The 9068-nt window shown below is 44.0% G+C and carries 9 protein-coding genes; 3 read left to right on the top strand and 6 right to left on the bottom strand.

Annotated features, from left to right (window positions below):
• On the top strand, positions 1-217 hold a 217-nt coding region (locus tag L1D55_RS26035), incomplete at its 5' end, for an IS3 family transposase (RefSeq protein WP_152966870.1).
• A 96-nt stretch (positions 218-313) separates the two neighbouring features.
• Here L1D55_RS26035 and L1D55_RS26030 read toward each other — a convergent pair.
• Together L1D55_RS26030 and L1D55_RS26025 are read right to left on the bottom strand one after the other, a co-directional pair.
• On the bottom strand, positions 314-1444 hold the full coding sequence (locus L1D55_RS26030; protein WP_239919388.1) for an HlyD family secretion protein: 1131 nt from the start codon (positions 1442-1444) through the stop codon (positions 314-316).
• A complete protein-coding gene (locus L1D55_RS26025) occupies positions 1444-1839 on the bottom strand; it encodes a DUF3302 domain-containing protein (protein ID WP_008215838.1) in 396 nt (131 codons plus the stop codon). The genes L1D55_RS26030 and L1D55_RS26025 overlap by 1 nt, the downstream gene beginning before the upstream one ends.
• A gap of 248 nt (positions 1840-2087) precedes the next feature.
• On the opposite strand from L1D55_RS26025, the gene L1D55_RS26020 reads away from it, so the two are divergent.
• Positions 2088-2990: a DMT family transporter gene (locus tag L1D55_RS26020; protein ID WP_239919387.1), complete on the top strand. Its 903-nt coding sequence runs from the start codon at positions 2088-2090 to the stop codon at positions 2988-2990.
• Positions 2991-3086: 96 nt separating this feature from the next.
• Here L1D55_RS26020 and L1D55_RS26015 read toward each other — a convergent pair whose 3' ends face one another.
• The 4 genes from L1D55_RS26015 to deoD all read right to left on the bottom strand — a co-directional run bounded on the left by L1D55_RS26015 (position 3087) and on the right by deoD (position 8584).
• A complete protein-coding gene (locus L1D55_RS26015) occupies positions 3087-4667 on the bottom strand; it encodes a GGDEF domain-containing protein (RefSeq protein ID WP_128165061.1) in 1581 nt (526 codons plus the stop codon).
• Positions 4667-6136 carry a hypothetical protein gene (locus L1D55_RS26010; protein WP_239919386.1) on the bottom strand — a complete coding sequence of 490 codons (1470 nt, stop codon included), beginning with the start codon at positions 6134-6136 and terminating at the stop codon, positions 4667-4669. The genes L1D55_RS26015 and L1D55_RS26010 overlap by 1 nt, the downstream gene beginning before the upstream one ends.
• Before the next feature lie 185 nt (positions 6137-6321).
• Entirely contained in the window at positions 6322-7791 is a 1470-nt protein-coding gene (locus L1D55_RS26005; RefSeq protein ID WP_239919385.1) for a lactate dehydrogenase, read from the bottom strand.
• Positions 7792-7873: 82 nt separating this feature from the next.
• Positions 7874-8584: a purine-nucleoside phosphorylase gene (gene deoD, locus L1D55_RS26000; RefSeq protein ID WP_048661021.1), complete on the bottom strand. Its 711-nt coding sequence runs from the start codon at positions 8582-8584 to the stop codon at positions 7874-7876.
• A 316-nt stretch (positions 8585-8900) separates the two neighbouring features.
• Here deoD and L1D55_RS25995 point away from each other — a divergent pair.
• On the top strand, positions 8901-9068 hold a 168-nt coding region (locus tag L1D55_RS25995; protein WP_239918909.1), incomplete at its 3' end, for a transposase.

The following is a 9068-nucleotide window of genomic DNA, read 5'->3' as shown; positions in this document are numbered from 1 at the left end:
GTCGAGAAAAGGTAACTGCTTGGATAATGCGGTTGCTGAAAACTTTTTTGCTTTACTCAAAACAGAGATGTATCACAACCAAAGCTTTGAAGATGCAGATGCTCTGATAGAGCAAATTAAAGAATACATCGAGTACTACAATACCAAACGTATAAAAGTGAAACTAAAAGGCCTGACTCCGATAGAATATCGAACTCAGGCCTTGAAAGCCGCTTAACAGAAATGTCCAACTTTACGGGGTCACATCAAGGTCTGGCTTTTTCATTCAGATTAACAGTGTGTTAAGTCAGTTCTTGACCAACCTATACCTGGCTTAGTGATCTAGGTATAGGTAGTTCTGCCAACTCTTCATGCGGATAAGTACTTTACGCATGATAGATACGTGAGTGAAGCTATCTGAATAAACCGCAACTTCTACTGCTGTACCCATAGGTAAGTGGAAATCAGACAGGTCATCAGTAATGGTCAATTTAACAAACACACGACCACTAGTACGCAATGCCTCAGTACCCAGTAGCGCACCTCTCGCTTGGAATTGGCTTTCACCGATGGCTGGAATCACTTCTTCGATGCGTCCTTTGAAGACTTTGCCTGGTAATGCTCTAAACAGGAACTCTGCTTCGTAGCCTGGTTGTAAGCGCTGCAAAGAGTTTTGTCTAAAGGCTGCAGTGTAGAACTGGTCTTCTGTATGAACAAAGGTCATCACCGGAGCCAGTGGCAGTGGTACCGCCATAACACCCGGGCGCAGAGCTAATTGAGTCACGTAGCCATCTGTAGGCGCTCGAACCACGGTCTGTTCTAAGTCAAATTGGGCTTTACGCAATTCTGCCAATAAGCTTAATACTGCTGTGTTCTCGCCACCGATCTCAGAATCCAAAGCAATTTTTTCTCTTTCTAAGGTCGCATCTGCCACTTTAACCGCAGCTTCTGATGCTTTATAAGCTTGTCTGCGAGTATCCAATTGTTGCTCAGTAAAGGCGCCACTGTCGTAACCGCGTTTGTAACGAGAGAATTCACGTTGGGCTTTATCTCTCTCAGCAATGGCTTTGATTCTCGCTGCTTCTGCTTCAGCAACGTCAGATTCCATTCCTAGCGCACCTTGGCTAGCTTCCTTTACTTTCGCCTCTAATCTTGCGACTTCAGCTTCGAACGGAATAGGATCGATTTTAAAGAGGATATCGCCCTTTTTCAGAGGCTTATTTGCCTCGACTGGCACTTCAATTACTTTACCTCTAACCCCCGAAACGATAGGAGTTGTTGAGTAAACTTGGTTACCAATCTGAGTGAAAGGGTGGTTGTAGTTCATCAGTAAGATCAAAGTACCGATGATGATCACACCGCCAAGAACAGCAGTAGGGACAGTCCATTTATTTAGCGGAATGTTGAACACCTTAAAAATGGTGATACACAGTGCCGCGTAGGTCATTATCAGCAGTAAATCCATTACTTAACCTCCTGATCTTGAGCTTTATTTTGATCGTTATCTTGCTTACTTTGCTCTGGCTTTGCTTTCTTGAGTTGTGAGATTTCTTCCTGAAGAGTACTCACTTGGTCGATTAAGATATCAACTCGGTGGTGAATGTCATGCTGCTCTTCTTCGAGTTTGGCAAAGCCCCATCCGCGATCTTTACGCCATAACGTCGCCCAGATCCAAAGAAACGGCCAGATAGTGTGTAGAGTGAAAAGGCTAACCCAGCCAGAGACATGAATAGCATCTTGATGAGGATGATTGCGTTCTTTCGCAATTTCATAGGGAATATCGTGAATGACGATGATGCCGTAGAAGATGACTAATGCTACGAAAATCAGTAGACCGAGCGCAAAGTAGTCTAAAAACATAACAGATCCTTGTGATGTTAGATATTAGTTATAAATATACTACGCTATCATCCAAGTAATTGTTATCAAAATGATTTACCGAGTTATAAATAATGTGTTTTTGCTTCTAATGTGAACGATGTCATTATTGGAACTTATAAAATCACCCTCTAATTTATTGAGTCATTTCTGTTATCTTGTTTGTCATACTGACTTAATAGTGATCGTTGAAATATGCGGGATGCACAAAACCACAAGGATAAATACAAATGTATATAGGTGAAATAGCGGCGATCGGTGCCGCTATCGTGTGGGGGTGTGCGACTTGGATTTATGGGCAATTTGGGCATCGTTTCTCAGCAATGCAGCTCAATATCATCAAAGGTTTGATTGCTTCAGTCATGATGCTGCTTGTGATGCCGCTCATCCCAATGCCAGAGTTTGAACTGAGCGCTAATCACTTTTGGATATTGGCGATTTCAGGGATTATTGGAATCGCAATTGGTGACAGCGCCTACTTTGCTGCTTTGAAAAGAATCGGTGCTAATAAGACACTGCTGCTTGAGTCTTTAGCTCCGCCTCTTTCTGGCGTACTGGCTTTGATGTTCTTGGGTGCTGCGTTGACACTTCAAAGTTGGCTCGGTGTCGTCATCACCACGTTAGCGGTGACCTTCGTAGTATTTCAGCCATCTAATTCGGTGAGCGGTGATTCAACTAACCAAGCGCAATGGAGCGGCATTGCTTACGGGCTAGTAGCAAGTGTATGCCAAGCTTCAGGTGTGGTCATTTCTCACTACGCTTTGGTTGCTGGTGATATCCCACCATTGTTGGGGGCTTTGATTCGTCTGACTATCGGCGTGTTTGCGGTGATGATGATTATTCCTTTTGTTGAGAATAAACCTTACTCATCAATCAAAAGGGATTTATGGGAGATGACTAAACTCGACAAGCTATGGTTACTCAGCGCCATTTTTGTTGGGACGTTTCTCGCGCTTTGGTTGCAACAAATCGCTTTAAAAAATGCCAATCCCGCGATAGCTCAAACATTGATTGCGACCAGTCCGGTCTTTATTCTGGTGATCTATGCGTTGAAAGGGGAAAAGGTCTCAAAACAGAGTCTTATAGGTACGCTTGCCGCAGTAGGGGGAATATCTTTGTTCTTCTATCAATAACGTCTTTTCATGAATAGATAAAGCTTGAAGCAAGTTATTGTTTTGCTATTGGATAGTGCCGAGCATGATTGGTTCGGCACTACTTTAACTATCTAACTACTCAGTGCAGACTTGGTTTCGACCGTTTGCTTTTGCACGATATAAGGCTTTGTCTGCTCGATAGAAGGTACGCTGTGTATTCTCTCCCTCACGATGCATCGTGATACCAATACTGACTGTTAAGCCACGCTCACCGAGTATTTCGTGCCAACCAAATTGGAAAATGCGTTCACGGTAATTCTCTGAGTGCATTTCTGCTTTTGCCATATCGGTATTCTCAAGAATGACTAGGAATTCTTCTCCACCGAATCTGACACAAGAAGCGCCTCGGAACTTGAAGTATGATCTTAACTCTTGAGAAACACTTACAATTGCTTTATCACCCACTAGGTGGCTAAGTTCATCGTTGATCGACTTAAAGTGATCAATATCGACAACCATGAGTGCGAAAGAGGTGTCGTGTAACAGCATGTCTTTTAGCTTCACATCTAACCATCGGCGGTTGTGCAAACCGGTCAATGGGTCGGTGAACACATCCTGCTGTAGCTGTGCCACCGCGTTTTTGTGCTGCTCGGTTGTCTCTTTTAGCTCTCGGTTTTCTTGTTCAGAGAGGATGAGTTTAAGTTGTAGCTCGAATCTCGATAGGCGACGAAGCTGGCTGGCTCCCAGTTCACTGATTGGGATCTGTTTCATTAGATCCGTCTCAATTCGGTAGCCTTTTTTCTCGTAGCTCAGTGCTTCCTGAAAACGTCCTTGGTTCATGCACACGTCGCTTAGCGAATCATAAAATCGTTTAGCGAGTACTGGGGATGAGTAAACCTTCATGCGCTTGTCTGTACTCGACAAGATCATGCTGGCGTATTCTTGTTTGCCGATTGCACTTAAACAATGAGCGAGCTCGAGACGTGTCATAGTTGCTAACCAACTTGCTTGCGTGTTGTTCGCAGAGTATTGAATCTTAGACAGGCAACGTAGGGCTTCGTGATACTTCTTCTTTGCACGCAACACTTTTGCTTGGTATAGCAATATTTGAGCAGTCAGTAATTTGTTGCTGACCAGAATACTGAGTTCTTCACACTCATTGAGCAGGTCACTCGCTGCAGTAATCCTATTCAGTAGAACTAGGCTCGCCACCATATGAAGCTTGAACTTAAGACGAAGTGAGCGACTACTTATCGCATGGTCAATGCTGTTTATTTTCTGGTAATAGCGGAGAGCTCGGTTGTGGTCGCCATAAGCGTCACACAGGTTACCCATGCCTAGAATTGCCATTACGTATTCATCGATATAGCCATGTTCAACGGCGATGGATGATGAGCTAACGAACTCATTAAGTGCCGAAGTATAATCCCCAACTTCTACCAAGCGATCACTTAGGCTGGTTTTGACGGTCAGAATATCTTCTATATCTGTTGGCAAATTTAATAGATTGAGTGCCAGTCTAAGTTCTTCGATACTGGTTTGTGTTTGCTGCAGTTCAGCGCGATATTCTGAACTGATGATATAGCAGTGCGCTTGTTCGGTTTTGGTTGTCGAAACATGCTGGCGAATATGATTCCAGAATATGATCGCTTCTTCACCTGAAACGGAAGAGGGATCTAGACCGGCATCGGTGATCTTACTTAGTAGCGTTTCCATCAAACTCTTACCTCGGCATCGTCTTCTTCTAGTTGTTCCAGAGTGAATGGGAACGTCAAAATGTCATTGAGGCTGACGGTTGGTTTTGAACCTTTTAATCCTTTTCTATGCCATGGATAAATATCAAGCATGGTGCTTAGAGTTTGGAAGGTTCGCTCTGCGGCTTCGCCTTTTTCAGAGAGCATGAGAGCAACACGCTCGGAACTGAGCCTTGAAATGAAGTCATCTTGATTACATAAGGTGTGAGCGATTTCGGTACAGACATCTAAATAGTCGGGATCGACGTGTTGAAACATAATAATGCTGTGATTTGAACGCTTAAGCTCTGTTTTGAACAGAACCAGTTGTTCCCACCAAAAGGTTTCAGACACAACATAAGAGAGATGCTTTTCTGGGTCATACTCGTGTTGGCCACGAATACGGTTGATAAGCTTTCTCGCTCTTTGTTCGAGTTGGCGTTTTGAACTGCGCGCTTTATCTAAACCCACGCGAGTGGTTTGTTCTCGAAGCATACCGATAGAATATTGACGGTACTTCTTAAAGGCGATCAAAGCGGCTTTAAAATCTTGGTTTTCTTCTGCGACCAAAGATTGCTGATAATAGATTTGACTGAGTAGCTCACCATTATCAAATTCGTTTGCTGACTCTTCCGCAAGCCTAAGTAACTCTGCGGCTTGCTCTGGTCTCTTTCTGAGTAACTCTAAGCGCGCGCGGCTAATATAAGAGTGGGCTTTCATCCACACTAGGTTGTGCTCAACCGCAAGCTTATGCGCTTTGGCTGTGGCACGCTCAGCGTCATCTAAGCGCTCAAGTCCAAGTAGTGCAAGGCCTCTGAAGTCCCACACCTCGGCATGCCAAGTGTTGTCTTTGTGTCCTTTTAACGCTTCTTCCGCACCATCTAACACCGACAGCATTTCAACATAGTTGTTGAGCAGGTAGTAATCCCATGCGAGAAGGATTCTTGCCTTGCCTTCAAGCCAACCAATACGGCTGTTGTTTGCCACTTTAACCGCGAGCTGGTGTGTTGAACGAGCCAGTTTATATTCGTGAGTCATTCTCCAGATGTTGCCCAGACCAATCAGGCATTCGATCTGGATTTCGACTTCATCGACTAGTGCCGATTGCTCTAACGCATTGATCCAGAACTGTTGTGCGGAATAGTACTTGGCTTGTCCCCAATATTGGAGCGCATGTAAGTGAAGGATTTCAGGAAGAAAAAGGTCGGTGTCTAATCGGTTTTGGCGCTTATAGGCTTCTTTGACGTACTTTAAACCTTTTTGGTAATCCATCAGGCTCCAGCAACATCTTGCCATTAGCATAAGCGATTGGATCGCTCCTTCTTCAAACAGAACTTGCTCTGATCTGACGAGGCATTGCTGAGCAATCTCAAGGATCACTAGCGGTTCAGAGTCGACACGAGTTTTGAGTTGTTCTAGTTCTGTTTCAAGAAGGTACTGATTTTTGTCCAAGGCTTAGATCCGTAATTATCGAACATATTGATAACACAATCATTATAAGAGTGTGATTTAGGATAAGCACCAATTATCTTTCTTAGAGCGCTAAAGGAACACGTATCTTTTCCAATTATGGGTGTTACCTCATGTTGTTACTTAAAAATCAATGAGTTCCCGAATAATTATCTAGAGGTACGTTTCTATGAAAGTAGTTGCTTTAGGGTCAATGGCTGTTCCGCTACACCTAAGCGTTGCGCTGCCGTAAGCCCTTGCTTATCTTGGTAGCACAGATTGTGCCAAGCTCTAAATATGTCGAGTAATGGAAGAATGCCACCAGGACGAAGCTTACGCCTAGGTTCATTAATAAAGCTATCAAATAGCACCTGAAAACGCTCTTGATAAAACTTAGTTTGTTGAATTGAAGCGGTATTAAACCACTGTTTTGGCTCTGGATTGTTACCTGTTAGGTAGCAGATACCTTTTTGCTTATCACCTTGATTAGCAATAGCCCAACGATCGCGCCACCAACTCATATGAACGATGTCGATCTTTTCAAAACTGTGGTCGTCTTGCCAGCCGGAATCTTCCTCTACGTACATAAGGTCAATATTTTGACTCTGTATACGCGGCAAACACACGCTTAGGGCGGCAGATCTTAGTAATGGATCTTGTGGCATATAGATCGCTACGTGCTTATTTTCATCGCACATGTCTAATACATGCAAGAAGTGAGCATAAGACGTATAAGGCGGTCGAATTAGCGCCCCTTTTGACGGGTAGCTAAATGCCGTGAGGTTCCCCATCGGGTCCTCAACGTTACCTCGCGCCAAAATAACTTGGTATTGTTGCTCGATACGCTCTTTAAGCTTGTCAGAGCGTTGCGGTAGCTCAAGGTTTGCCTCTGAAGAGTGCTCTTTGGATACAAAGCGTGCCACATCATCATACGGATTGTGATCGACATTGCCTGAGGGCTCTTCATTTTGTGAGTAATTCACATGTTGGCAAAGAATATACCCAGAGTGTGCTTCACCAGTCGCGATCCAAACCACGCCGTTGTTACTTTGCGGTTGCAAACGCTGATAGTGAGAGGCGAACTGATAATCTTTGGCATGGTTAACCCATCGCGCATCAATCATCGCGAGTTTGCGACGACAACGGCTAGCGATATGGTCAACATGATCATAAAAAGTTTTTGGGTTGATCTCTAATTTTCTGCAGATTTCACGTACAGAATATCCCATGAACAATAAGCCCATGAGGTTCTCTTGGAACTGGAGTTTTTTATTGGAGCCAGACCACTTGTCAACGAAGGTTGATTGGCAGTCTTTGCATCGATAGCGCTGCCTGTCGCCACTGTAGCCGAAGGCATGGTAAAGATGTTTGTGAGTATGAACCGATAAGCCGAAGTTATCGCAATCATCATTACGACAGGCAGGGAGCCCATCGCTGTGAAGTTGTCTCAGGCGATGAAGTTCGCTTAACACTTCACGATTGTTAAGTAAGGGGGGGAAAGCTCCACATTCACGACAAACCATCGCTGGACGCTTAGGGTTAGCGTGTTGCAAAACATAACGTTTTGCATCGCTCAAGCCAAAGTTGTCACACGCCAATGTTTTACAAAAGTTGAGTTGCAAACCATCTGCATCTTTTGGCAGCTTGTCGTTAGACACGATCTCCCCCTCGGGATTATTTGAGCAGCCAAGCGAACTTGGCTGCGGGGTAACGCCTTTCAATGTATCTTTTATCAAATCGTTAGATGTTGATTGCAGTCTCTAGAGCTACTTTCATCATGTCGTTGAACGATTTTTGACGCTCTTCTGAGCTTAGTTTCTCGCCACGGATGATGTGGTCAGATACTGTTAGGATAGTTAGTGCTTTCGCGCCAAGGTCTGCAGCAACACCGTAGATACCAGCCGCTTCCATATCAACACCTAGGATGCCTAGCTTTTCCATTTTTTCGAAAAGGTCAGCTTCTGGAGTGTAGAAAAGGTCTGCAGAGAATACGTTACCAACTTTAACTGGAACTTCTTGTGCACGAGCTTGGTTTACAGCTTCTTCTAGAAGACCGAAATCAGCGATTGCAGCGAAGTCGTGGTTGTTGAAACGAATACGGTTTACTTTAGAGTCTGTTGAAGCACCCATACCTATAACAACGTCCATCAGTTTAACGTCGTCACGTACTGCACCACAGCTACCTACGCGAATTACGTTCTTTACACCGTACTCAGCGATTAGCTCGTGTACGTAGATGCAGCATGATGGGATACCCATACCGTGGCCCATTACAGAAACTTTCTTGCCTTTGTAAGTGCCTGTGTAACCAAACATGTTGCGAACGTCACAAACTTGCTTAACGTCATCAAGGAATGTTTCAGCAATGTATTTTGCGCGAAGCGGGTCACCCGGCATCAGTACTGTTTCTGCGAAATCACCAGCTTGAGCGTTAATATGAGGTGTAGCCATGGTCGTTCTCCAAAGTTTAAACGGTAATTATAGGAACAGGATTTAATCAATTACCGATTCTGTTGAATTGAATTCGTTTTGTTGAGGCAATATTAGCGAGTTAAAACGAGCCTCCATGAGATGTTAGTCACAAAATGGGTCTACTATTATCGTTTTATTAATATTGATAACCAAATCTGTTGAAAGCGTAAAGGCAATCGATTTTGTATGGATAAATTAAAGGTTATATAAAGGAAACGGCGTTGTTGACTAAATCAGTTGGAACCTTTTCTCAGTCCTGCGATCTGATCCCATGTAGTAGAAGCATGGTGTTGTTATGGGTAAGTCGAAGAAGAAGATAGCGAACTGGAGTGAGTATAATGAAGCCTTGTGCAAGCGAGGCTCAGTAACGTTTTGGATTGACGACTCAGCCGTTGAAGCATGGCAATGTAAAAGTCACCATGGTAAACGAGGTAGAGGCTTTCAATTTTCTGATACTGCTATT

It is taken from the genome of Vibrio sp. Isolate22 (assembly GCF_022398115.1).
In the GTDB taxonomy this organism is placed as follows: Bacteria; Pseudomonadota; Gammaproteobacteria; order Enterobacterales; family Vibrionaceae; genus Vibrio.
This window is presented reverse-complemented; position numbering and strand designations above follow the sequence as displayed.

What these genes read in the sequence shown, in the direction of transcription:
- L1D55_RS26030 (WP_239919388.1), bottom strand. Translation starts at nt 1,444, where the DNA reads ATGGATTTACTGCTGATAATGACCTACGCGGCACTGTGTATCACCATT.
- L1D55_RS26025 (WP_008215838.1), bottom strand. Translation starts at nt 1,839, where the DNA reads ATGTTTTTAGACTACTTTGCGCTCGGTCTACTGATTTTCGTAGCATTA.
- L1D55_RS26020 (WP_239919387.1), top strand. Translation starts at nt 2,088, where the DNA reads ATGTATATAGGTGAAATAGCGGCGATCGGTGCCGCTATCGTGTGGGGG.
- L1D55_RS26015 (WP_128165061.1), bottom strand. Translation starts at nt 4,667, where the DNA reads ATGGAAACGCTACTAAGTAAGATCACCGATGCCGGTCTAGATCCCTCT.
- deoD (WP_048661021.1), bottom strand. Translation starts at nt 8,584, where the DNA reads ATGGCTACACCTCATATTAACGCTCAAGCTGGTGATTTCGCAGAAACA.